At 44.5% G+C, this 22373-nt stretch carries 26 protein-coding genes; 9 read left to right on the top strand and 17 right to left on the bottom strand.

Features of this window, described 5'->3' with window-relative positions; genetic code table 11:
• Positions 1 to 205: 205 nt before the first annotated feature.
• Positions 206 to 1189 (bottom strand): phosphoserine phosphatase SerB, encoded by a 984-nt coding sequence (gene serB / locus E5672_RS11470; RefSeq protein ID WP_136782322.1) that lies wholly within the window; start codon positions 1187 to 1189, stop codon positions 206 to 208.
• A 138-nt stretch (positions 1190 to 1327) separates the two neighbouring features.
• Here serB and E5672_RS11465 point away from each other — a divergent pair, with 138 nt between their 5' ends.
• Positions 1328 to 2023 (top strand): hypothetical protein, encoded by a 696-nt coding sequence (locus E5672_RS11465; RefSeq protein ID WP_136782321.1) that lies wholly within the window; start codon positions 1328 to 1330, stop codon positions 2021 to 2023.
• A 44-nt stretch (positions 2024 to 2067) separates the two neighbouring features.
• On the opposite strand, the gene E5672_RS11460 is transcribed toward E5672_RS11465, so the two are convergent.
• The 10 genes from E5672_RS11460 to rpoE form a co-directional block, all read right to left on the bottom strand.
• The gene (locus E5672_RS11460; RefSeq protein WP_136782320.1) at positions 2068 to 2898 is read right to left on the bottom strand and encodes a TatD family hydrolase; all 831 of its coding nucleotides are present in this window, start codon (positions 2896 to 2898) and stop codon (positions 2068 to 2070) included.
• Between the two features lie 115 nt (positions 2899 to 3013).
• Positions 3014 to 3652, bottom strand: coding sequence for a pyridoxamine 5'-phosphate oxidase (gene pdxH, locus E5672_RS11455; RefSeq protein WP_136782319.1), 639 nt, complete (start codon positions 3650 to 3652; stop codon positions 3014 to 3016).
• A 198-nt stretch (positions 3653 to 3850) separates the two neighbouring features.
• Entirely contained in the window at positions 3851 to 4762 is a 912-nt protein-coding gene (gene era / locus E5672_RS11450) for a GTPase Era (protein WP_136782354.1), read from the bottom strand.
• Between the two features lie 19 nt (positions 4763 to 4781).
• Positions 4782 to 5468, bottom strand: a complete 687-nt coding sequence (gene rnc / locus E5672_RS11445) for a ribonuclease III (RefSeq protein WP_101565228.1) — start codon at positions 5466 to 5468, stop codon at positions 4782 to 4784.
• The gene (gene lepB / locus E5672_RS11440; RefSeq protein WP_136782318.1) at positions 5468 to 6370 is read right to left on the bottom strand and encodes a signal peptidase I; all 903 of its coding nucleotides are present in this window, start codon (positions 6368 to 6370) and stop codon (positions 5468 to 5470) included. Before lepB ends, rnc begins: the two co-directional genes overlap by 1 nt.
• A complete protein-coding gene (gene lepA / locus E5672_RS11435) occupies positions 6370 to 8166 on the bottom strand; it encodes a translation elongation factor 4 (RefSeq protein ID WP_136782317.1) in 1797 nt (598 codons plus the stop codon). Before lepA ends, lepB begins: the two co-directional genes overlap by 1 nt.
• 289 nt (positions 8167 to 8455) lie before the next feature.
• Positions 8456 to 8917 carry a SoxR reducing system RseC family protein gene (locus E5672_RS11430; protein WP_136782316.1) on the bottom strand — a complete coding sequence of 154 codons (462 nt, stop codon included), beginning with the start codon at positions 8915 to 8917 and terminating at the stop codon, positions 8456 to 8458.
• Positions 8918 to 8935: 18 nt separating this feature from the next.
• Complete coding sequence (locus E5672_RS11425; protein WP_136782315.1) at positions 8936 to 10090, bottom strand: MucB/RseB C-terminal domain-containing protein; 1155 nt, start codon at positions 10088 to 10090, stop codon at positions 8936 to 8938.
• 126 nt (positions 10091 to 10216) lie between these two features.
• A complete protein-coding gene (locus E5672_RS11420; RefSeq protein ID WP_136782314.1) occupies positions 10217 to 10798 on the bottom strand; it encodes a sigma-E factor negative regulatory protein in 582 nt (193 codons plus the stop codon).
• A gap of 99 nt (positions 10799 to 10897) precedes the next feature.
• Positions 10898 to 11476, bottom strand: a complete 579-nt coding sequence (gene rpoE, locus E5672_RS11415) for an RNA polymerase sigma factor RpoE (RefSeq protein ID WP_012518957.1) — start codon at positions 11474 to 11476, stop codon at positions 10898 to 10900.
• 197 nt (positions 11477 to 11673) lie between these two features.
• On the opposite strand from rpoE, the gene nadB reads away from it, so the two are divergent.
• Complete coding sequence (nadB, locus tag E5672_RS11410; RefSeq protein ID WP_136782313.1) at positions 11674 to 13359, top strand: L-aspartate oxidase; 1686 nt, start codon at positions 11674 to 11676, stop codon at positions 13357 to 13359.
• 284 nt (positions 13360 to 13643) lie between these two features.
• On the opposite strand, the gene E5672_RS11405 is transcribed toward nadB, so the two are convergent.
• From E5672_RS11405 to E5672_RS11395, 3 genes are read right to left on the bottom strand one after another with little or no spacing between them, the layout of a single operon-like run.
• Complete coding sequence (locus tag E5672_RS11405) at positions 13644 to 14510, bottom strand: MaoC/PaaZ C-terminal domain-containing protein (RefSeq protein ID WP_136782312.1); 867 nt, start codon at positions 14508 to 14510, stop codon at positions 13644 to 13646.
• 13 nt (positions 14511 to 14523) lie between these two features.
• Positions 14524 to 14997 (bottom strand): hypothetical protein, encoded by a 474-nt coding sequence (locus E5672_RS11400; protein ID WP_240692222.1) that lies wholly within the window; start codon positions 14995 to 14997, stop codon positions 14524 to 14526.
• A gap of 43 nt (positions 14998 to 15040) precedes the next feature.
• Positions 15041 to 15292 (bottom strand): FAD assembly factor SdhE, encoded by a 252-nt coding sequence (locus E5672_RS11395; protein ID WP_014950112.1) that lies wholly within the window; start codon positions 15290 to 15292, stop codon positions 15041 to 15043.
• A 187-nt stretch (positions 15293 to 15479) separates the two neighbouring features.
• Here E5672_RS11395 and ygfZ point away from each other — a divergent pair, with 187 nt between their 5' ends.
• Entirely contained in the window at positions 15480 to 16526 is a 1047-nt protein-coding gene (gene ygfZ / locus E5672_RS11390; RefSeq protein WP_136782311.1) for a CAF17-like 4Fe-4S cluster assembly/insertion protein YgfZ, read from the top strand.
• Between the two features lie 59 nt (positions 16527 to 16585).
• Positions 16586 to 17101, top strand: a complete 516-nt coding sequence (locus E5672_RS11385; RefSeq protein WP_136782310.1) for an FKBP-type peptidyl-prolyl cis-trans isomerase — start codon at positions 16586 to 16588, stop codon at positions 17099 to 17101.
• Between the two features lie 62 nt (positions 17102 to 17163).
• Here E5672_RS11385 and E5672_RS11380 read toward each other — a convergent pair whose 3' ends face one another.
• Together E5672_RS11380 and nadE are read right to left on the bottom strand one after the other, a co-directional pair.
• Positions 17164 to 17502, bottom strand: coding sequence for a P-II family nitrogen regulator (locus tag E5672_RS11380; protein WP_012517511.1), 339 nt, complete (start codon positions 17500 to 17502; stop codon positions 17164 to 17166).
• Between the two features lie 2 nt (positions 17503 to 17504).
• On the bottom strand, positions 17505 to 18341 hold the full coding sequence (nadE, locus tag E5672_RS11375; RefSeq protein WP_136782309.1) for an ammonia-dependent NAD(+) synthetase: 837 nt from the start codon (positions 18339 to 18341) through the stop codon (positions 17505 to 17507).
• A gap of 469 nt (positions 18342 to 18810) precedes the next feature.
• Between nadE and E5672_RS11370 the strand changes: the two genes are divergently transcribed.
• Positions 18811 to 19392 (top strand): GspH/FimT family pseudopilin, encoded by a 582-nt coding sequence (locus E5672_RS11370; protein WP_136782308.1) that lies wholly within the window; start codon positions 18811 to 18813, stop codon positions 19390 to 19392.
• A gap of 18 nt (positions 19393 to 19410) precedes the next feature.
• Here the strand turns inward: E5672_RS11370 and E5672_RS11365 are convergent, their stop codons facing one another.
• Positions 19411 to 19803, bottom strand: a complete 393-nt coding sequence (locus E5672_RS11365) for a type IV pilin protein (protein ID WP_136782307.1) — start codon at positions 19801 to 19803, stop codon at positions 19411 to 19413.
• Positions 19804 to 19881: 78 nt separating this feature from the next.
• On the opposite strand from E5672_RS11365, the gene E5672_RS11360 reads away from it, so the two are divergent.
• The 4 genes from E5672_RS11360 to E5672_RS20000 are packed head-to-tail and all read left to right on the top strand — an operon-like array spanning position 19882 to position 22324.
• A complete protein-coding gene (locus E5672_RS11360; RefSeq protein ID WP_136782306.1) occupies positions 19882 to 20436 on the top strand; it encodes a pilus assembly FimT family protein in 555 nt (184 codons plus the stop codon).
• Complete coding sequence (locus E5672_RS11355; RefSeq protein WP_136782305.1) at positions 20430 to 21074, top strand: potassium:proton antiporter; 645 nt, start codon at positions 20430 to 20432, stop codon at positions 21072 to 21074. Before E5672_RS11360 ends, E5672_RS11355 begins: the two co-directional genes overlap by 7 nt.
• Positions 21064 to 21996 carry a hypothetical protein gene (locus tag E5672_RS11350; protein WP_240692221.1) on the top strand — a complete coding sequence of 311 codons (933 nt, stop codon included), beginning with the start codon at positions 21064 to 21066 and terminating at the stop codon, positions 21994 to 21996. Before E5672_RS11355 ends, E5672_RS11350 begins: the two co-directional genes overlap by 11 nt.
• A complete protein-coding gene (locus E5672_RS20000) occupies positions 21983 to 22324 on the top strand; it encodes a type II secretion system protein (protein ID WP_240692220.1) in 342 nt (113 codons plus the stop codon). The genes E5672_RS11350 and E5672_RS20000 overlap by 14 nt, the downstream gene beginning before the upstream one ends.
• Positions 22325 to 22373: the final 49 nt, after the last annotated feature.

Below are 22373 nucleotides of genomic sequence, written 5' to 3'. Positions count from 1 at the left end.
GCGTCCATGAACGCCGAGCTTAAGTGTATTACTCACTAAAAGCGTAGCGTTTAAAGTGGGCACGATGAGTTGGGATTAACTGAAACGACACTAGACGCCAACCTCTGAAAAGTGAATTTTTGGCAGCATCGCAGAGCAAAAATTGAGAAACGCTAGTTTGACTGATATGAGAAACCAGCGTCTTTCTATCACTTATCTTTGTCTGTTATTTATCTAAAAAATATAGAAGGCTGTTCAAACTACCAACGCGTATCGCCACATCTGCTTTTTCATTAACTAAGGGTTTGCCATGGCACGCTACGCCAAGTGCAGACTCTGCCATCATAACTAAATCATTGGCACCATCACCCATAGCAACGGTTTGATTAGAGGGGATTTGCCACTTTTCTGCAAGTTCTCTTACCGTACGGGCTTTTACGTCTGCATTGATAATTTCACCAACCACCTTACCCGTTAAACATTCATCATGTACCGCTAGTGTATTGGAAATCGCATAGTCAAGGCCTAGCCTCTCTTTTAGGTGATCAGCAAAAAAGGTAAAGCCTCCCGATGCGATAGCCAACTTCCAATCATGCTTTTTCAACTGACTAAGCAGTGCTTGAATACCAGGCATTATTGGAATGCTGTCACGTATTTGATTTAGGTGCTTAATAGGCACGCCTTCTAGACACGCTACCCGGTGCGTCAAACTATCGTTAAAAGCAATTTCACCACGCATGGCTTTAGCGGTAACTTCCGCCACCTGCTCACCTACGCCAGCAAGCTTTGCTATCTCATCAATACATTCAATGGCGATAACAGTGCTGTCCATATCCATGACCAGTAGTCCAGGCTCAGACAGCGATGGTCGTGAAGCTTGAAGACCTACATCAAGGTTAAATGCTTTACTTACATCTCCAAGCAGTGGCTTAATATTTTCAAGCTCGTGATCACTTAAATTACCTCTTACTTCAACAACGTCATCACCCATTTGCTGGTGTAAATGATGAAACGCGGCGCTCAGCGGTGTGAATACTACTTTTAGTTTCTCCAATACGCCATTTAATAGATAAGGCGTAACCGCTTGACCAATCACAGTCAGCGTATGCGAATACGGGAGATGATTGTGCTCATTACTGACAAAGTTTGACAGAGAGGAAGCTAGATGAATATCGTCGTTATTAATATCTATGATAAAGGTGTCTTTCATAACGCACACAGAAACTGCGGTGGTTGGCAAATGATGCTCTAATGCTAACCAATTAGGCTAACTAATAAAATATCCTCTTTAAAATTATTTAGATTTCACCTACTGTTAGGCAACTCATAGCATTTATGGAATGACGCATTGGTAGACGTGCTTAGCAGAGCCCAATCACAAGACAAAAACAACTCCCATTCTTTGTATACGGCATTAAAAAGGCTATTCCATACTCTGATGGTGAGCACGGTATTTGCGCTGGTGATTGTATTAATACTTTTGTTACAGCAGTACCAAAACGACTGGTTAACGGTTCAAACCCGTTTTTCTGGAGAAAGTATTGCTAGGCAATATGCAAAACTACTTCAGCCTGCCTTTGTAGCAGACGAGCTTGCCAGTCAAAGCCTTGAAACAGAGGCGGGCTCAGCGTTATCGAGTAACGTTGCCCAAAGAGAATACATTGAAAGTGTGGCTGCAATCTTACTAGATGAGCCTCATATTCTTGCTTTATCCGTGTTTGATAAAGACGGTAGGTATATTGCCCCTTTGCCTCAAATTGAAAGCGTGGTAGCGATGAGCCAATCGCAAAGTGTGACGCCGCTAACCTATGTAGGGGTTATCACTGACAACAGTGACAACTTGTTAGGTTATGTAAACATTCACATGAATACGCAAGCTGTTTTAAAAAGCCCGCTTACTTTGCGCTATCAGCTGGCGTTTATTGCGTGTATTCTGGTTTTCCTAGCGCTAATGCTAGGCATATATCTAACCCGCGCATTTTATAAATCTCGCCCTTGGTTCATTCAAGTCATAGAATCTAAACGTAAAAAGAATAAAACTTAGCTGCTATCAGCCAAGCCCACTTTTCGCTACTGCGAAAAAAGCTATCAACTTGTTATGTTAAACAATCGAAGGTAGTTTGCAGATGTTGTTGAGACGATTTCTTGGGTAGAAACAGTGAAACGTTCACTCATGGCATTGACCACGTCAGTGAGATAGCCAGGTTCATTGGGCTCCCCTTGCCTCCCACACATGGGCATGTCTGGGGCGTCCGTTTCTAAAAGCAATTTATCAAAGTGGTGTTCCAGCAAAAACTCAAGGGTGTTGCGAGTTTTTTGCGCCCGTTCATAGGTGATGGTGCCACCAATACCCAGGTAAAACCCTCGTTCAATATACCCCTTCGCTGCTTCAACACTTCCAGAAAAAGCATGCACAACGCCTATACCTTGGTATTTGGTTTGCTTCAATGCTTCAACGAGCAAGTGATGGCTTTTTCTGTGATGCAAAATTACAGGTAGCGATACTTTGTCGGCAAGTTTTAAATGGGTATACAGCACGTGTTGTTGAAGCGCTAATGGCACGGTTATATGCCCATCAATACCTGTTTCTCCCACCGCTTTTACCGAAGGGTGCAAGTTAGTCGTAGCGTCTTCTAGCTGGCGAAGACGTTCTTCGACTGATTGCGCATTCTCTTCTGGCGAGGAATGCGGCTTGTCGAAGCTACCTGCTGTCAGAAAATAGGGATGAAGCCCAAGCGCAGTATCTATAGGAAAAAGGCCGCTGTACTGTTCACTTAACCCCTGCAGCGCCTGCCAAGATTCGGGGTTAATGCTAGGTGCCATGATGCGGGTAATCCCTGCGGCTTTGGCACTTTCTAATGCAAATCTAAGATCTTTCTTTTGTGCAAGTAGGTCCAGATGGCAATGGCTATCAATCACGATTTAGATGCCTCCTTGTTACTTATCTCGCCGCACGCTATCCACAAGCTCAATAGTTGGGCGGGCTCACATTCTAGCGAAGTACTTTAGCGGGAACGACAGGTATAACAATACCCTACGGCATTAGGCGCTGTGTTGCCCACACGCCATCTTCAGTTTTATTGTATTCAAAGCGGTCATGTAGCCTATCTTCTCCACCTTGCCAAAACTCAATTTGATGAGGCACGATCCTGAAACCGCCCCAAAAGTCCGGCACGGGAAGCTCTTTGTTAGCAAACTTATCTTTCAACTGCTTAAACTGGGTCAGTAGAAGCTCCCTACTGCCGATAGGTTTGCTTTGCTTTGACGCATACGCTGCTAGCTGACTGTCTTTTGGTCTCGAAAAGAAATAGGCGGCATTCTCAGAAACAGAAAGTTTTTCAACACTGCCACATACACGAACTTGGCGCTCCATAAAAAACCACGGGAAGTGACACGACACTTTAGGGTTTACTGCTAACTCTTGCGCCTTGCGGCTGCCTAAGTTAGTAAAAAACACGAAGCCTTTTTCACTGACATCTTTTAACAAAACGATACGCTGCGAGGGTTGGCCGCTGGCATCGACGGTAGCAACCGTCATAGCAGTAGGATCAGGAATTCCGGCGTCAATGGCATCTTTTAACCATTTATCGAATAAAGTAAACGGATTTGAAGTTATATCTGACTCACTCAAACTGCCCTTTGAGTACTGCCTGCGCATATCTGAAATTGCCATGTACCGCTCCCGAAAAGAAGTTGTTGTGCCTGCTAGTGATGTTGAAGCCGACTAAATGCTCACATAAGCGCATCTAACTGAGGTAGTTGCCCACAAGCAACTCGGCTCCGCCACTTGGCGAGGATGCTAACCCACCATCTTAACTAATATAACGCCAGTTACAGCTAACTAGCGTTATATAGATAATATAGGCGTGAACTAGAAGTTACTGTCGTCTCCGTAACCTAGAGAGCGCAGAGCACGTTCATCATCAGCCCAGCCTTGTTTCACTTTCACCCAAAGCTCTAGAAATACTTTGTTATCGAACAAGTTTTCCATATCTTTACGCGCTTGCTCACCAATGGTTTTCAAATGCTTTCCGCCTTTGCCGATGATCATGCGTTTTTGGGTTTCACGCTCTACCAAAATCAGTCCGCTGATACGATAAACACCGTTGTCAGCCATTTTGAATTGCTCAATTTCCACAGTAGTAGAGTAAGGCAATTCATCGCCGGTAAAGCGCATAAGCTTTTCGCGAATGATTTCAGCGGCCATAAAACGACTTGAGCGGTCAGTGATGTAATCTTCTGGGAAGAAAAACTCACTTTTAGGTAGCGACTTGGCCACCAACTCTCTAATTTCGTCAACCATTCGGCCCTGTTTAGCACTGATAGGGATCATGTGCTCAAACGGGTGCTTTTCACCAAGCTTTTTAAGGTGAACCATAAAGTTTTCTTTATCTTCAACCTTATCCATCTTGTTTACGATGAGATAGCAAGGAAGGTTTGCTTGTTTGACCTTACTTAATACCATTTCATCTTCGGCGTTGAATCGATCGCCTTCTACAACAAAAAGCACAAGGCCAACTTCGGCCAAAGAGCTTGATGCCGCGCGGTTCATATAGCGATTAATCGCGCGCTTTTCGTCTTGGTGAAGCCCTGGGGTATCGACGTAAATCGCTTGATAATCACCGTCGGTGTCTATACCAAGAATGCGGTGGCGAGTAGTTTGCGGTTTGCGCGAAGTAATACTTACCTTTTGCCCTAGCAAGCGGTTAAGCAAGGTCGATTTACCCACATTAGGGCGGCCTACTATGGCAACTAGTCCACAGCGAGTTTGTGTATCAGGCATTTCTGGCAAATTCGAATCATCATGCGTTGTCATCAAGCTTCTCCAATGTTAAACGAGCAGCTTCTTGTTCTGCTTTTCGGCGGCTATTGCCAGACGCCACTACGGCTTCTGGTAAGCTTTCTACTTTGCAGCTAACTTCAAAAGTTTGAGCATGATCTTTCCCTGAAATAGACAACACCTCATAGGTTGGCAGCGCTTGTTTACGACCTTGTAAAAACTCCTGAAGACGTGTTTTACTGTCTTTAGGGTGGGCATTAGGGTCTAGTTTGTTTATGCGGGTTTCCCATAAACGGTCTATAACACCGCGTACCTCGTCCATACCGGAATCAAGATAAATAGCCCCTAAAATAGCTTCAACCGCATCAGCCAGAATCGAACTTCTGCGATGGCCACCACTCTTTAACTCACCGGGCCCTAAGTTAAGCAACTCGCCCACACTGGCTTCCTTTGCAAGTTCTGCCAGCGTGTCTCCTTTTACCAAGGTAGAGCGCATGCGGGTAAGCTTGCCTTCAGGCACCGTTGGAAAACGTTTAAACAGTGTTTCCCCTACAATCATGCCTAAAATAGCATCGCCTAAAAACTCTAAACGTTCGTTGTGCTGCTTGGCCGCGCTACGGTGAGTAAGCGCTTGTTCCAATAAAGCTTCATTGGTAAATGTGTAGCCTATCGCCTTGTACAGACGACGATATTTATCAATTCCCTGCATTAATGAATGCCACCTGCTCGCTCAAAACGAACACCTGTTGGTACCCACGTTGGAAGAAAGTCTGACGGGCTGCGCTCAAATTCAAATGAAATCCAAATCGCCACCGCTTTTCCAACCAAGTTTGCATCGGGCACAAAACCCCAGAAACGGCTGTCGCGGCTGTTGTCACGGTTATCGCCTAACACGAAATACTGACCTTCTGGCACAATCCACTCATTGCTGCGCGTTCCAGGCTGGGTATAAAAATTAACTGGCGAAATCTCGCGCACTGGGTGGCGCAAAATGTCATGCTTTACCGTGCCTAAGTCTTCTGTGTAACGCATAAGTTGCGCCATGTCCTGTACGAACTCGCCACGCTCTTGGAACGTAAGCGGTACAGCTTTCAATTTAGGACAGTTGTTGCCAGTGTCACACTTAGGTTTGATATAAACCTGTTTATTCTGATAAACCACAGTATCGCCCGGTAAACCAATTACCCGCTTAATGTAGTCTATTGAGGGCTCTTCAGGGTACTTGAAAACCACCACATCGCCACGTTCTGGAACGCCGGTTTCAATAAGCTTACTTCTGAAAACAGGGTCTTTAACGCCATAGGAAAACTTTTCAACCAAAATGAAGTCACCCACTAACAGGGTGGGCATCATTGAGCCTGAAGGAATTTGAAATGGTTCATATAAAAACGAACGCAATACCAATACGAAAGCAATAACAGGAAAAATCTGTTGCGAAGTATCAACAAGGTACGGCAGTTGAGGATCTTCTCCATAGCTCGCACCTTCTGCGGTTGCCGCAGCCTGTAAACGTGCTTTTCGCTTTGGCGCAAACACAAGGCTATCCACTAGCCAGATTAATCCTGTTATTAAGGTGAGTGCCACCAAAATCAAGGAGAAGTAATTCGCCATTATTTGCCCACCTTCAATACTGCAAGGAACGCATCTTGTGGCAATTCAACATTACCCACTTGCTTCATTCGCTTTTTACCTTCTTTTTGCTTTTGAAGTAGCTTCTTCTTACGACTTACGTCACCGCCGTAACACTTCGCGATTACGTTTTTACGTAGCTGTTTAACTGTACTTCTTGCAACAATATGATTGCCGATAGCCGCCTGAATAGCGATATCGAACATTTGACGTGGAATAAGCTCGCGAAGCTTTTCGACCAGCTCACGACCACGCCCTTGAGAATTTTCTCTGTGCGTAATGACCGCTAACGCGTCTACACGTTCACCGTTAATAAGAATATCAACACGCACCATATCTGAGCTTTGGAAACGCTTAAAATTGTAATCAAGCGATGCGAAACCACGACTGGTCGATTTCAAACGGTCGAAGAAATCGAGTACCACTTCTGCCATTGGCAGCTCATAAGTTACCGCCACTTGCTTACCGTGGTATGTCATGTTGGTTTGCATACCGCGCTTTTCAACACAAAGTGTAATTACGTTACCCAAGTATTCTTGTGGTACAAGAATGTTGGCTTCAACCATAGGTTCACGAATTTCAGCGATATCATTTACCGGAGGTAATTTAGCTGGGCTATCTACGGTAAGAGTTTCGCCCTTAGTCGTTTCTACTTCGTAAATTACCGTTGGCGCAGTAGTGATAAGACCCAAGTCATATTCACGCTCTAAACGCTCTTGAATGATTTCCATGTGCAGCATGCCAAGGAAACCAATACGGAATCCAAAACCTAGCGCTGCAGAGCTTTCTGGCTCATAGAACAGTGAAGCGTCGTTCAGACTTAGTTTCGCTAAGGCATCACGGAAGTCTTCGTAGTCATCAGAGCTTATTGGGAAAATACCGGCATAAACCTGAGGTTTAACCTTTTTGAAGCCCGGCAGCATTGCATCAGCTGGCTCGCGAGCCAAGGTAATGGTGTCGCCCACAGGCGCGCCCTGGATATCTTTAATTCCTGCGATGATAAAGCCTACTTCACCGGCTCTTAATGTGCCTGTATCGAGTGGCTTAGGCGTAAATACACCAATTTTGTCTACCTGATGCGTTTGACCATTTGACATAATTTGAATTTTGTCTTTCTTGGTCAACTGGCCTTCGACAATACGAACCAGTGAAACAACGCCTTGGTAGTTGTCGAACCAAGAATCGATGATCAGCGCCTTAAGTGGCGCTTCGCGGTCACCTTCTGGCGGCGGGATTTTATTTACAATGACTTCAAGTACATCTTCAATACCGATTCCGGTTTTTGCTGAGCAGCGCACAGCATCCAGTGCATCGATACCAACAATATCTTCAATTTCTTCTGCAACGCGGTCTGGCTCAGCCTGCGGCAGGTCTATTTTATTTAGCACTGGCACCACTTCCATATCCATCTCGATAGCGGTATAGCAGTTTGCCAATGTTTGTGCTTCTACGCCCTGTCCTGCATCAACAACCAAAAGCGCACCTTCACAGGCAGCAAGAGAACGAGAAACTTCATAGGTAAAGTCAACGTGTCCTGGAGTGTCGATGAAGTTAAGCTGATAAGTTTCACCGTCGCGCGCTTCGTAGTTCAGCGTTACGCTTTGCGCTTTAATAGTAATACCGCGCTCTTTTTCCAGGTCCATTGAGTCGAGAACCTGTTCAGCCATTTCGCGGTCTGTTAGCCCTCCACAATGCTGGATTAGACGGTCTGACAGCGTAGACTTACCGTGGTCAATGTGGGCGATAATACTGAAATTACGAATGTGCGATTGTTGCATAATGCTGGAAATTACCTGCAGAAAAATTCATTAAACAAAAAATGCTGCTTGCCTTGCTTTAAGGGTTATACGCAGCGCGTGCGGATTTTACCCATTTCTTGCGCGAAAAGCGAATTGGCGTGGCGGAAATTTTATTACTTTCAAGAAACATAACGACAGGAAGTGGCAACCTGACGTGACTTTTGCCGCCTATCTCAAAACTTGGCTACATTGATGAGTTAGCGCATCAATTGCATATGCAATGCTTTTACATGAAACACTTTAGCCAGTGATACGCCTTTCTAATAATTCAACGCTCTACTGCACTGTGCTCTTGTTGGCTTAATAGGACAGGTTGATATTTTGTACGCTCTACACGATGCAATTTGTAAGCAATTAACTTATAGGTAAAAAAGGTAATCAACCCACTTGGCAACATGGCCCATAACTCGTGGGTAAAGGCGGTACTGCTTAGCAACGATATAGACAACGAATATGCCCCAATAAACGCTATAAGCGGTAGCAAATACAACCAAACCGAAGCGCTTAAAATCCCTGCTTCGGGTATACCTACAGTCACTTCCTGGCCAATCCTCACAGGCATTGGAGTACTCAGCGTCAACTGCTGCGTTTTCGGTGCAAGTGCGCGAGAAATAACACCAGTACCACAGTCACTTTGTGCTTGGCACGCGTTACAAGTCGATTTAATCGCTGCTTCTACGGTTACTGTATCGCCATTAACGGCAACTACTGTGGCGGTTTCTTTTATCATTGTTACTCAATCGCGCTGTTATTCATTTACACTGTTTACGGGGCGTAAAGACGTAGCGATAGCGTTCGCGGTTTGCAAAGGTATTTCTCCCACCACTGTCACTTGAGCCTTGCCGTCTGTTAACGTTAAAAACGTACTCACTTCATTACGCAGCGCCAGCGTCTCACCTAACGCATCTTCTGCTGGCTGAACATACACAGATACATCCACCAATCCGTCTGAAAAGAGTTTATATTCTACAATTTGCCCTGTTAAGGCCAATCGTCTTGTGTCTTGCTTTATTTCTCGCATGCCAGCCGGCAAATAGGTGACGTCCCATTTGTGTGCACGATTTGGCGTGTTGCTTAGCGCCATGGGCGCGGGTAACGACGCCGAATTTATGCGTGAGAAATATTCTGCAGGCTCTGCAGATATCGCAAATGCCGTGACCTGAATTTGTTCTAATAGCGCCCCTTGCAAATCAAGCATGTTCAGTTTGAGCAACATGCCTGATGACTCATCCAGCCAAAGCTGGTAGCCAAATCGCGTATTATCTCGGCTGACTATTCGTATCTGCTGCGCTGAACGCCCTGCCACCCGGGCTCGGCCCACCGCTACAAACTCATAAGCTTCAGCTAGCTGTTCAGGGTGATAAAGTAGTGCGCTAGGAATAGGCCCGTTAATGTGCTTCGAGCGCAAACTATAGGGTTGAACATCTGGCTCAAATACACTCACGACGTCATTTACGCGAATGAGCTCGCGTCCTGGCCCATTTTGAAGGTTTAGCTGCTCCAGCTCAGAGCCATCTTCCATTATTCCGTGACGCCACAAATAGGGGACAGTTTCCTTGCCGGTGATAGTTTGCACAAAAGACACTTGGAAATTGGCATTGGTAATGATGTTCTGAAGTTCTGCTAACCACTGGTTGGCCGATTGAGGTTGTCGCGTGCTAGACGAAGCCGCATTTTGCTCAATTTGTGCTTGAATCGGGTCTTCCAGTTCAGCAGACTCCCCTTGGTCAGCCTTCGGGAGTGATCCTGAGTTGGCGTCTGATTTAACGTCGCCATCGTTTACATTCTGGACTGCTCCACTAGGAGCTTTTGCCTCTTCGCTAGGCGAAGTAGTTTGGGCTGCCAAAGGCTGGATAGCCGCGCCCGAAATGAAAAAAAGTGCAAGGATAGAACTACAGCGCATTTTTTCCCGCCTTAAAACAAACATACCAGCAGTATATGCTGGTATGATTAAAATATGAAATGCATGTCAGTCGCAATTTACTTACGAAAGCGCACTCCAACTAATGTTGATTAGCCTAGCGAAAACCTACGGACGCTCTGGTCCACTTGTCTCGTTTTCACTTTCCTCTTCCTGCGCTTGCTTAAGCTTTATTTGCTGCTCATGGTCAGCAATTAGCGCATTAATTTTGCGCTTTTTCTCAAGCATTTCGTTCATGTCATTGCGCGGCAAAGTTCGGGTTTGTTCCAAGCTTACTGGAGACAATCCCCCTTGAGGTGCAATCGTTGGCGCTGTCATAAATGGCTCGGTAGGCGCTTCTTGATTAGTGTACTGAACACCAAAGATAACTGCCACTGCCACCGATGCGGCCACTGCAAATTGACCTGACTGCTTGGCAAAAGGAACGACACTGCCAATTAGTGGTATCGACTGCCAGCGCGAACGTTTAGGTGCGACTATGGCTGGCTCATTTTCAAGCGCAGCTGCTACGCTTGCTGTAATGTCCAACTGAGGAGCAACGCTTGCCTCTTTTCGCATTGCACCGCGATACACGTGGTAACGTTGCCATTTGGCTTGAAGCGCTTCATCGTGCTTAATCGCATCGATGATGTCATTGCCTTCTATCTCACCATCCATGAATGCGGACAATTTTTCTTGCTGTTGCGTCATATATTCATTTCCAGATCAAAGTGATCGTTAACTACCCTAACACAGCTGTTAGTCATCGTGGAAAAAAGAAAGTTCATCTTTTTTTGATTTTATTTCTTTTTAATTTTCTAACAACGGTTGAATAACTTTATCAATCGCCTCTCGGGCCCTAAAAATACGGGATCTTACCGTACCTACAGGACACGACATTACGTTCGCGATTTCTTCATAGCTCAACCCTTCAATTTCACGCAGCGTAATCGCCATGCGTAAATCGTCCGGCAGCTTCTCTACTACCTTAAACAGAGTTTCTTCGATTTCCTCAGATAACAAGCTTCGCTCAGGTGTAGATTGCTCTTTTAACGCATCACTACCTTCATAGAAATCTGCTTCGTCAGCATCGACATCGCTTGCTGGTGGCTTGCGGCCTTGAGAAACAAGATAATTCTTGGCACTGTTTACCGCTATGCGATAAAGCCAAGTATAAAATGCACTGTCACCACGAAAATTAGGTAAGGCGCGGTATGCTTTAATAAACGCTTCTTGCGTTACATCAGCAACGTCACCGGTATTTTTCACATAGCGAGAAACGAGATGCATCACTTTATGTTGGTAACGGGTTACCAACAAATTGAACGCATTTTTATCGCCACGCTGTACTTTTTCGACCAGTTGTTGGTCGGTTATCTGCTCGCTCATTCGAGCCATTACTCCCTACTTCAACTACACAATAGCTCTAACAAGCATGTGTATAGACGCGTTCTGTTTACAAAAGTTCGGTAAAAGCATTAAATATTTTAAAAAATGCTTATATCAGGGGGCAAGAATGATTGTGTTTTGCTATTCATCCTTTAGACTTGCCGAACCTTTGCTCGTTTGAATTGATATAAAAATACATGAAATCTGTATCGTCTTCACTAACTTCCACTTCAAATGCAATAGAACACCGTTGTGATGTGTTGATTATCGGGAGTGGCGCGGCTGGATTAAGCTTAGCACTGAAACTGGCCGACCATTGTCAAGTTATTGTACTAAGTAAAAGTGATCGCAATGAAGGCTCTACCCGCTATGCACAAGGTGGTATTGCTGCTGTATTCGATGAACAAGACTCCATAGATGCTCACGTAACCGACACGTTAGCAGCAGGCGCAGGGCTATGTGAGGAGCCAGCAGTAAGGTTTACCGCAGAACGAGCAAAAGCATCCCTTGAATGGCTTATCGGCTATGGTGTGCCGTTTGATACAGAGAAAAGCGAATCCGGTGAGGAGCGCTTTCATCTTACCCGCGAAGGCGGCCATAGCCACCGTCGCATTCTACACGCCGCAGACGCCACAGGTGAAGCGCTTCAGATTACGTTGAACGACGCAGTATCGACTCACCCAAACATTCACGTATTTGAGCGTTATAACGCCATTGACCTCATTCCTTCTAAAGAAGAGAAAAACAGCGTTGTGGGCGCCTATGTTTGGAATAGGCAACAAGAACACGTTGAAGTAATTCGCGCACCTTTCGTTGCCTTAGCAACCGGCGGCGGTAGCAAGGTGTACCAGTATACTTCTAACCCTGATGTGTCGAGCGGTGATGGCATTGCTATGGCGTGGCGCGCAGGCTGTCGCGTAGCCAATATGGAATTCAATCAATTTCATCCCACCTGCTTATTCCACCCGCAGGCACGTAATTTCTTAATTACCGAAGCGCTACGCGGCGAAGGTGCAAATCTTTGCCACGCCGACGGCACCCGCTTTATGCACAAATTCGATGAGCGTGGTGACCTTGCTCCGCGCGACGTAGTCGCTCGCGCTATCGACTATGAAATGAAGCGATTAGGCGCTGACTGTATGTATCTGGATATCAGCCATAAACCCGCTGACTTTATCGTTAAGCACTTCCCTAATATTTATCGAAAGTGCCGCTCGCTTGGTATCGATATCACCCGTGAACCTATTCCTGTGGTGCCGGCAGCGCACTACAGTTGCGGCGGGGTGATGACCGACTTCAACGCCAAAACTGATTTGAACAATGTATACGCAATCGGTGAAGTGGCCTACACAGGGTTACACGGTGCTAACCGTATGGCGTCTAACTCACTACTAGAGTGCGTGGTGTTCGCGAGTGCGGCTGCAGAAGACATTATTAAAAATCTGCCCAGTGCAGATTGTGAAGAGTCAATTGCGCCCTGGGACGAAAGTCAGGTATCAAATTCTGACGAAGAAGTAATCATTCAGCATAACTGGCACGAACTTAGGCTGTTCATGTGGGATTACGTGGGCATTGTGCGAACAGACAAGCGCCTTGAACGGGCCATGCGCCGCATTAAACTATTAGAGCAAGAGATTACTGAATATTACTCACACTTCAGAGTGAGTAACAACCTGCTAGAGCTTCGAAACCTCGTTACGGTTGCAGAACTCATTGTGCGATGCGCGATGGAACGAAAAGAAAGCCGAGGACTACATTTCAACTTGGATCATCCTGAACAATTGGACAATCCTGTTCCAACAATACTTATTCCCAGAAAACAATTGTCTGGTGCTGACGTAGGGTCGCTCATTACTCAAGACAGCTTTGCTGATGCCGACTAGCATAAAGGTAAAGGTCTGTATCTGATTGAAGAAGGCGCTTAAATTGAATGCGCCTCTTTCAATGAAGGCTTAGTGCATTCACGCAGTATTGTTTAGCGCACTGCGTTCAATGGAATAAGCAGAATCATGGTCGTTGGGCCGAAATGGATGAAGCTCAAAAATTCTATTTAGCGCTCGATAAGAAGTATAAAATAAAAAGAGAGCAGAAACCGCATGCTCTCTTTTCACAATTCACTAAACATCAATCTTAACCAATCGACTGCTCATCTCTTCCTTGCCTAAGCCTAATTAAACGTTAAGCTCGCAGATAAGTGCACAAGGCTATCATTACTATCGGTAACATCCATCAACACACTGTTATCTGTCTTGCAGTGTTGTTGAATATGAATATCATTAGGTAAAAAGATGGGCTTTCTAAAGCGACAGTTTATCTCTTTCAAGTTTGTGGATTGACCGTGGTCTTGATGGCTCACAAACGCCGACACTGCGCGTGATAACGTCCACATACCGTGTGCAATAGGCCGTTTAAACCCAAACATCTTGGCAGATATTGCTGACAAGTGAATAGGATTATAGTCACCCGAAAGCTTTGCATAGCGGCGGCCTGTATTAGCCGAAACACTAATCTCACCAATAAGCGCTCTATTGTCCAGTTCACAGTCATCATGGAAGTCGTGTTTAGCACCCAGTGGGGCTACATGAACGGCTTTTACCTTCACTAAATAGCTACTTATCGCCCTGTAAACCAAGTTCCCCGCCTGCAGTGCTTCTAACATCACATCTACTTCCCAACCTCGATTATGAGGTCTCACTTCATGAAAGCGCACGCGACATTCAAAGGGTTCGCTTAAATCGCAATGGTCTAATACGGATACTTTATTAGCTGCATGTATTAGCCCAAGCAATGGAAATGGGCTTTGCTTGTCCAGCAAGCATTGCATTTGCAAGGGTAAAGAGAGCATCTGTAAATAAAGTGGATGAACATGCTCATTTGCCGGCCAGTCAACTTCCTGGCAAAAAGCAGCGTAGTGCACATTGTCGACACTGAGGGTTTTGGTATAGATGCGCTGAGGCAACGTAGGCGGTTTAAACTGCATAAGCTGCCTGGCGTCAACGCGTTTAAATAACGCTTTGGTATACTCACGAAACATCTTTTTAATTCCTTTAAGGCGTTGCTTTACGGGCCAAGATAATGGCTCTAGCCAACCGGCGATAATCTGCTTCGCAGCACTCACCTTTTAAGATCCATGCGAGATGGCTATGATCTTTTTCAAACCATCTGAGTTTTTGGCGCGGCACATTGATACACAGCCCCCAAGTAAAGAGCTGGGAAGAATGATGAATGTTCATTGATGTGCCGTCGGCCTTAGCATCAACTAACACGCTCCCCTTTGGCGTACTTTGCAAATCCACTGGAAGTGTATTGTCGTCAACAACCCGGATAATACCATCGTTGGTCAAAGAGAGAGTGTATTGGGTAGCAGAAATTTTGTTACTAAACACGTCATAAAGACGCCAAAAAATAACCAACGTAGTTGCGACAGCAACAAGCGCTATCAATTTTGAGAAGCTCAGCCAAGACCACAAGTATTGAGGAAGGCTGCACAGTGCTGCGAAAAGACAAACAGCAACGCACACTTCCCCAAATAACCTTCTAAACCTATTGTGCGTAATGCAAATTCTATACTTTGACACGATTGACGATAGTCGCCACCATGGCGGCTAGTTCAGGATCTTCGCACTTCTGGTGTCCCATGATCCATGCAAACAAATCTGGGTCGTCGCTGGTAAGTAAACGTTCAAATGTTTCTTGATCTTCATAACTTAAAGAATCGAAGGCTTCTTCCACAAAAGGAAGTAAAAGTACATCTAACTCTAGCATGCCTCTGCGGCACGCCCACTTTAATCGGGCTAATCTTTTTGGTTCAAACATATGTCTTTCATACCGTTTTTTATTCGCTAACAATAATACCATGCCCTATGCGTGGGGATCACTGCTCTTTTGGTCAGATAGGCAAACTAAATAGAACTTAATCTGTACACATTCCCGTGTATTGCCCTTGAATATTGATGGTTTTACCATACCTTGAGTACATACAGCGAATTTTACAGTGGTGAATATGACATCTATCGCATCATTACAAAGTCTTCCAAATGAATTTGTGGTTAAACTTTCAAATACCATGATAATTTCTTTGGAAGGAGAACAGGCCGACAGTTACCTGCAGGGGCAAATTACGGTCAATATTAATAAGCTAGACGAAAATATTGCCAGACACTTCGCCCATTGTGATAACAAAGGCAAAACGTGGTCTACCGGGTACGTAACTCGCCACCAAAACAAATTATTGTTGGTTACCAATGAAGATGCGGGTAGCCATTCATTAGCCCAGCTTAATAAGTATGGTGTGTTCTCAAAGGTTGATATTCTCGACGACACACAAACATACAGCGCTTACTTTATTTCGCTTGATGCGGTGAAAACTAACGAAGTAAAGGCAGCGTTAAGCCAGCTTTTCTCCGAAAACGAGGTGAATCGCCTTCTTGAGAGCGATATTGCTGACAATGGTTCACTTAATAAGATCGAGAGCGAACACGGCGTTGCCTATTTTGCCAATACAAGCTGCAAAGGAATTATTGTTCTTTTAGATGATAATGGCGCAAAGCAAATAAATTCGTTAATAGAGGCGCAAACCCTTTCTTGCTATACCCAAACCGTGTTTGACGCTATACAAATTCAAAGCGTACACGCTTTAGTGCAAGGCGACGCAGTGGCGGAATACGTGCCACAAATGATAAATGTGCAGGCGCTTAACGGTATAGACTTTGATAAAGGCTGCTATATGGGGCAAGAGGTGGTGGCCCGGACCCGCTTCTTAGGTAAAAACAAACGGGCAGCCTACAGCTTTAAGCTTGAAGGTAACGTAGATATTAAAACTGGCGATACATTAGAAAAGCAGTTGGGCGAAAATTGGCGTATAGCGGGCAAAATACTCAATGTCGCGTCGCTCGATAATGAAACCTGGTTTATTGCTGTGCTCAACAACGACACCACCAGCGAAGATTTACATAGATTGGCTGATAATAATGCCATTACCTGTTACCCTAATACTTTGCCGTACAGTATTGAGCAGCAAGCTAGCAATATTGTGAAAAAACGTCGATAAGCAGTTTTTACTGCATTACATTTATTGCCCTTTCTTAAAGGGCCAAGATAGGATTTGTTATGACAATTACTTCTGACAGCGTTGTAACGCTACACTACACCGTATCTACCGAAGACGGCACAACGCTAGACTCTTCAGAAGGGAAATCGCCACTAGTGGTGCTACTAGGTCGTCGCTTCTTAATTGAAGGACTAGAAGATGCACTTATTGGTAAATCGAAAAGCGATAGCTTTAACGTTTCTGTGACTCCAGAGAAAGCTTATGGTGAACGTGCTGACGAACTCGTTCAAACCGTTCCTCGCTCCATGTTTGAAGGAATGGATGTTGAAGTGGGTATGTCTTTTCGCGCAACGACGCCCCAGGGCGAGCAATCAGTAATTATTATCGAAACAACTGACGAAGAAGTTGTTGTTGATGGAAATCACCCGCTAGCTGGTATTCCGTTAACTTTCGATGTTGAAGTTGTTGATGTGCGCGAGGCGACAAAAGAAGAGCTTGAGCATGGTCATGTGCACCAAGCAGAAAGCAGCTGCTGTGATCCCAAAACAGGTGAATGCTCTGAAGACAAACACTAAGCCGTGTTAAACATTTAAAAAGGGAGCCGCTGGCTCCCTTTTTTGTGATAAACCGCGCTAGTTTAAATCGCGTCTTCGTTTTGTTCACCGGTACGAATGCGCACGGCGCTTTCCACACTGTAAACAAATATCTTACCGTCACCAATTTTACCCGTTTTCGCAGAAGATTGAATTGCCTCAACGGCCTGCTCTACACGATCATCGTCTAACACGAGTTCAATTTTTATCTTAGGTAGGAAGTCAACTTGGTACTCAGCACCGCGATAAAGTTCAGTGTGACCTTTTTGGCGACCGAACCCCTTCACTTCTGATACTGTCATCCCTGCGATACCGACTTCAGCTAGCGCTTCCCTAACATCGTCCATTTTGAACGGTTTAATGATAGCTTCAATTTTTTTCATGACTACAACTCATCGTAAATTGTTGGAATTGGCACACGCTTATGCTGTGTACGCTCATAAATATAGAGCAATTTCTCTTCCACTTCTGCAGAAACAGGCTTTCCTTCCAAGAAGTCGTCGATTTGGTCGTAAGACATACCGAGCGCTTGCTCATCGGCTTTTTGCGGAGATAAGCTTTCCAAATCGGCTGTAGGCGCTTTGGTGATCACGTTATGCGGTGCACCTAAATGGGCTGCCACTGCACGTACTTGGCGCTTACTTAGACCAAATAACGGCGCAAGATCACAGGCTCCATCACCATATTTAGTGTAAAACCCTGTAATATTTTCAGCTGAATGGTCGGTACCTAAAACAAGACCGTCAACCATTCCTGCAATTTCATACTGTATAACCATACGGGTGCGCGCTTTAACATTCCCCTTTACGAAGTCTTTTTTAGCATCGCTTTCAGGCAAGAGATTAGCACTAGCCAGGGCATGTGAAGTCGATTCGTGAATCGCATCAGCGCCAGGCTTAACATTCACAGTCAATGAATGAGAGGGCTGAATAAATTCGATAGATTTCTGCGCATCCTCTTCATCAGCCTGGGTCTCATACGGCAGGCGAACGGCAATGAACTGATAATCTTCATGACGTTCATCATTTAATTCATTCACTGCCAATTGAGCTAAACGGCCCAATGTACATGAATCAATTCCCCCACTAATACCCAGTACCAGCGAATTCAAACCTGAGGTAAGCAACTGCTTTTTGATAAAAGATACTCGACGTGCAACTTCGTATTCCACATCAATTTCAGGCAGCACTTTCATTTCATCAATAACTGCTTGTTTTTGCATTGTAATATCCACGTATTTTGAGGCGTCCTGGAACCTGATTCTACGACAATATCACTTCAGATGTTAGTGGTATCCTCGTAACTATTTGAATTACCTTGCACTTAGCTAGCAAAAGTAAGTACAGATTATCTTGATGTAATTATTTTTAAAGCGTAAGTATTACGCGTGTGAAATAGTTAACCGTAAGGCGTATGGTCAACGATGCGATATCACGGTAAAACATACCTTTATTGTCGTATTTTAGTTTACCCTAAAATATTAGCGAGTAACGTACAATTATCGCGTGGTATCATTACATCGAAGATAGATTTACTGGGCTGTTCACTTTGCACCAACGCATTCGATGAATAAGAGCACCTTGGAACCAGCAACAAACCGTAGGAAAGCCTAATTTGAGTTTATGAAGCAAGGTTCACTCTACACGCCTTAATAGCTGAACTTAAAATTTCCGGAAATTAGCACTGTAAAAATGAGAAGAACAAGACTAACAACAAATTCAAGGAATGTTTTTAGCCAGAAAGGGCTCACGCTGTTAGAGATGCTGGTCGCCGTTGCCGTGCTTGCAATTATTCTCACTACAGTCGCACCCAGTATACAAAGCGTTCTTATTAAAAATAAAATCACCGCAGATATAAATAACCTGAGCGCTGTGCTTCAGCGTGCTAGGTTCACTGCGGTAGACGAACAAGCCAACGTTATCTTGTGCCCGACAACAAATTACACTGCCTGCACTAACAGTTGGAAAAATGCCATGATGGTGTTTGCTGACGTGAATGGAAATGGTAATCGCGACAATAGCGAGACGCTTATTGTTGCAAGTGATGCACTCAATTCCGCGAACACTATATACGGGATAACGGGAAGTATAACCTTCGATGAACAAGGAGGTATAGACAAGGCAGCGACCATTACCGTATGCCCGAAAGATAATGATGCTGACTATGCTTCTGCCCTTTTACTTTCGCTTTACGGCAGAATTTCAGTTGCGGTAGACAGCGATGGCGATGGTTCAAAAGAAGACTTAGAGGGTGATGCTTTAGCCTGTAGCTAAGAGACCACGTACTTTAATTCACCAGCATTCCCTTGGCGATAGCGCTGAGTCACTTATCTTTATGATTCTGCAGCTGTCGTGTTGCTCTTTAAATAGTAGCGTCGCCGCCATTTCATATTCACCATTATTACTCATGGTTTGTGAAATATTGACATTTTCAATATTAGCTTGTGGCAGAGCCGATAATGGCAAGTATGCGCCCGATTCAATCCAACTTCTCGACTGCATTGTTTGAATTGATATCAAGTAAGCTTTAGCGTGGTTCACTTGGCTCAAATGCCAACTCGAAGTGATAGCTGTTGTGGCTGCTACACTTAATATTCCGATGATAGCCAACACCACTAGCGCTTCAACAAGTGTAAATCCGATTATTGCACGATGGCCGTCGATTACGTTGTTATTCCCTTCCATGGTACAGCTTTCTCTTAGTTAATTATTCAGTAAATTAAGCCTATCAATTTATCTGGGAAACGATTACTGGACTTGCGCATGGCTTTTTCTAAAAGGAGTAATAAACAAAAGATAGTTAAACACTACAGGCACTTTACAGGCATGTCGCTTGTCGAGTTACTTATTGTGATAGGTATTACTAGTATATTGTTGGTGAGCGCGGCTCCATCGCTTCAATTATGGCTAGAAAAAAATGATTTTAAAGTTTTCTCTTCACAATTAGCTAACTCTGCTAAACAAGCCCGTATTCATGCGCTCACTCGCAAAAAGCCCTTTTACCTAATGGCAAAATTTGAAAATGCGAACTGCGTAATCATAAGTGACAGTGAAAACTGCACCTGTTCAATGCACCAGCACTGCGCGGTAAACGACGCTGCGTTTTGGGAGCTTCCAACAAAGTGGGATTTAAAGCTCACGACGTTAAACGCCAAAGATAAAACGGTGGCATTTAATCAACAAGGTACACTCGATTTTGGTAGCGCCACTACATTTAAACTCTCCAGTAACCACTTTGCTGCCAAAGTTACAATCAGCCCACTTGGTCGCGTGAGACTGTGTAGCGAACAGGTTATTACAGGCATTACTCTATGCTAGCTTTTCCAAATATATTCAGTAGTTCAAATACGAGTAAAAACAGTGGCTACAGCATTACAGAGCTTATGGTGGCCTGCGCTTTATCAGGCCTACTTATAACGGCGATAACGACCTACAGTATACAATCTCACGTCAGCTTATCAGCGCTACAGCATGCCACCTCTGTAGAAGAAGACGCCCGGGCCCTACAAGATATCATTTCGCGGCATTTAAGCAGAGCAGGGTTTATTGAAAATAGCAGTACGCTTACCCCTTTTTTAACCCTTGCCAACGCTAATCATACGGTAGCGAACGTGATTCTTGCTCATCGAGCCGGCGAACCGCCAAACAGCTGTATCACGTTCTCGTACGATAAAAACCGTAACGGCGCCATTTCACTAGCACAGGGCGAAATGTTTGGATACCGACTACACGATAAGTCAATTGAATACAGAGTGGGAGGAAAAACCTGTGCGCAAGGGGGATGGTTTGACTTGACCGATCCAAATACTATCGAAGTTAAACAGTTTTCTATGGCCAGATTGCACACAAGCAGTTGGGGCTCGGCTTATGAGATTACTCTAAGCCTACAGAGTGTAATAAACCCAAGCGTTATAACAAGCAGAACGTTCGTGGTGGAGGCTGTTAATGAGCAATAAAAAAACTATGGTGTGGCGTCATAAAATATCATACGCGCAAAATGCTAAGCTGAAGTCTTATTTTTTTAACAGTAAGGAACAAGGTATGGCGATTCTTGCTATTGTCGGCATACTTCTAAGTGTAGTCACGTTTACCACTATAATTACATCGCAAAACGTCCAGCAGTATTATGCGATTCAGAAAATTCGACAAGACACTAAAAGTGCTAACGCAATCGTAAAGAAGCACCTTAAAGATGTGGTGATGGCGCTTCGAACGCAAAGCGTTTCTACGGTACTAAATACATTAAACAAGCCTTTTCTTTCTACAACAGTCCATACAGAAAGCCTAGAGGGAGTTGAACAGCAGCCGCTCACCCAATACGAAGTAAGCATTTCTCATAACGCAGAAAATATTAAAATTAAAGCTAACTTTCTACGTTACCCAGCCCTTCTAAGACTGCCAACTGCGGCTCAGCTATTTTCATGGGATAGCCAGGTAACTCATAGGTTATTTAACCGAAGTGTGGCCAATCTAAGCGCCGTATTTTTTCCTAATAGCGTGACAGCTACTTCCTGCCACAGCTTGGTAGATGCCACCGTTTATTGGATAAATGGTGACTGCGTTTTAACTCAAAGCGACCTAACACATACATCGAGTTTAGCTCCCGTCTTGATAATTGTGGTTGACGGAAATCTTACTATTAATGCAAATACCCATTTCTTTGGGTTAATTGTCATGCTTTCGACAAATGCATCGATTCAGACGCTTGATCTAGCTCATTCGAGCTCGATTGAAGGCGCATTTGTGTCTAATACTCAACTGCAAAGTCAGATTGATGGCTTGTTGACGCCTTCAGTTCAGGTGCTAAAAGCTCTGCAGGCTGATACCGAAATAGCAAAAATTATCCCTGTTCCAGGAACTTGGTATGACGCCTATTAAACAGCAACAACTGCGTGAGATAAAAGGTGTGCTAGTAGCAAAACCTCAAGCCGGGTTTGACGAGAATAGTCTTAGCTCGAATCCGCGTGAAAAAGTCAAAGGGGGAGTATTGATTGAGGTGCTGATTGCGCTATTTATCTTTATGGCGTCGAGTGCCTATCTAATTTCTAGCGAAATTAAAACGCGTGTGCTTTGGCAAACGACGTTGAAGTCACAAAATGAACAAACACAACTGTTAAATACTGAGCGATTAGCAAATACGCAAGACCATGTAGACCAAAACTGGGAAGATATTGCCGTATTTGGAATTCCGACAACTACACCCTAGTAACTTAAAATTTGCCGGGGTATAGCACCACAGGTTTATCAATAAAGCG

Origin of the sequence: Alteromonas portus, assembly GCF_005117025.1 — a bacterium.
GTDB classification, from domain to species: Bacteria; Pseudomonadota; Gammaproteobacteria; order Enterobacterales; family Alteromonadaceae; genus Alteromonas; species Alteromonas portus.
The sequence above is the reverse complement of the archived record's forward strand: the minus strand, read 5'-3'. Positions and strand labels throughout refer to the sequence as shown.

What these genes read in the sequence shown, in the direction of transcription:
- pdxH (WP_136782319.1), bottom strand. Translation starts at nt 3,652, where the DNA reads ATGGCAATTTCAGATATGCGCAGGCAGTACTCAAAGGGCAGTTTGAGT.
- rnc (WP_101565228.1), bottom strand. Translation starts at nt 5,468, where the DNA reads ATGCAGGGAATTGATAAATATCGTCGTCTGTACAAGGCGATAGGCTAC.
- lepB (WP_136782318.1), bottom strand. Translation starts at nt 6,370, where the DNA reads ATGGCGAATTACTTCTCCTTGATTTTGGTGGCACTCACCTTAATAACA.
- E5672_RS20000 (WP_240692220.1), top strand. Translation starts at nt 21,983, where the DNA reads ATGACGCCTATTAAACAGCAACAACTGCGTGAGATAAAAGGTGTGCTA.
- E5672_RS11430 (WP_136782316.1), bottom strand. Translation starts at nt 8,917, where the DNA reads ATGATAAAAGAAACCGCCACAGTAGTTGCCGTTAATGGCGATACAGTA.
- E5672_RS11425 (WP_136782315.1), bottom strand. Translation starts at nt 10,090, where the DNA reads ATGCGCTGTAGTTCTATCCTTGCACTTTTTTTCATTTCGGGCGCGGCT.
- era (WP_136782354.1), bottom strand. Translation starts at nt 4,762, where the DNA reads ATGCCTGATACACAAACTCGCTGTGGACTAGTTGCCATAGTAGGCCGC.
- E5672_RS11355 (WP_136782305.1), top strand. Translation starts at nt 20,430, where the DNA reads ATGCTAGCTTTTCCAAATATATTCAGTAGTTCAAATACGAGTAAAAAC.
- lepA (WP_136782317.1), bottom strand. Translation starts at nt 8,166, where the DNA reads ATGCAACAATCGCACATTCGTAATTTCAGTATTATCGCCCACATTGAC.
- ygfZ (WP_136782311.1), top strand. Translation starts at nt 15,480, where the DNA reads ATGACATCTATCGCATCATTACAAAGTCTTCCAAATGAATTTGTGGTT.
- E5672_RS11350 (WP_240692221.1), top strand. Translation starts at nt 21,064, where the DNA reads ATGAGCAATAAAAAAACTATGGTGTGGCGTCATAAAATATCATACGCG.
- E5672_RS11360 (WP_136782306.1), top strand. Translation starts at nt 19,882, where the DNA reads ATGGCTTTTTCTAAAAGGAGTAATAAACAAAAGATAGTTAAACACTAC.
- E5672_RS11380 (WP_012517511.1), bottom strand. Translation starts at nt 17,502, where the DNA reads ATGAAAAAAATTGAAGCTATCATTAAACCGTTCAAAATGGACGATGTT.
- E5672_RS11370 (WP_136782308.1), top strand. Translation starts at nt 18,811, where the DNA reads ATGAGAAGAACAAGACTAACAACAAATTCAAGGAATGTTTTTAGCCAG.
- E5672_RS11385 (WP_136782310.1), top strand. Translation starts at nt 16,586, where the DNA reads ATGACAATTACTTCTGACAGCGTTGTAACGCTACACTACACCGTATCT.
- nadB (WP_136782313.1), top strand. Translation starts at nt 11,674, where the DNA reads ATGAAATCTGTATCGTCTTCACTAACTTCCACTTCAAATGCAATAGAA.
- serB (WP_136782322.1), bottom strand. Translation starts at nt 1,189, where the DNA reads ATGAAAGACACCTTTATCATAGATATTAATAACGACGATATTCATCTA.
- E5672_RS11420 (WP_136782314.1), bottom strand. Translation starts at nt 10,798, where the DNA reads ATGACGCAACAGCAAGAAAAATTGTCCGCATTCATGGATGGTGAGATA.
- nadE (WP_136782309.1), bottom strand. Translation starts at nt 18,341, where the DNA reads ATGCAAAAACAAGCAGTTATTGATGAAATGAAAGTGCTGCCTGAAATT.
- rpoE (WP_012518957.1), bottom strand. Translation starts at nt 11,476, where the DNA reads ATGAGCGAGCAGATAACCGACCAACAACTGGTCGAAAAAGTACAGCGT.
- E5672_RS11365 (WP_136782307.1), bottom strand. Translation starts at nt 19,803, where the DNA reads ATGGAAGGGAATAACAACGTAATCGACGGCCATCGTGCAATAATCGGA.
- E5672_RS11405 (WP_136782312.1), bottom strand. Translation starts at nt 14,510, where the DNA reads ATGTTTCGTGAGTATACCAAAGCGTTATTTAAACGCGTTGACGCCAGG.
- E5672_RS11395 (WP_014950112.1), bottom strand. Translation starts at nt 15,292, where the DNA reads ATGTTTGAACCAAAAAGATTAGCCCGATTAAAGTGGGCGTGCCGCAGA.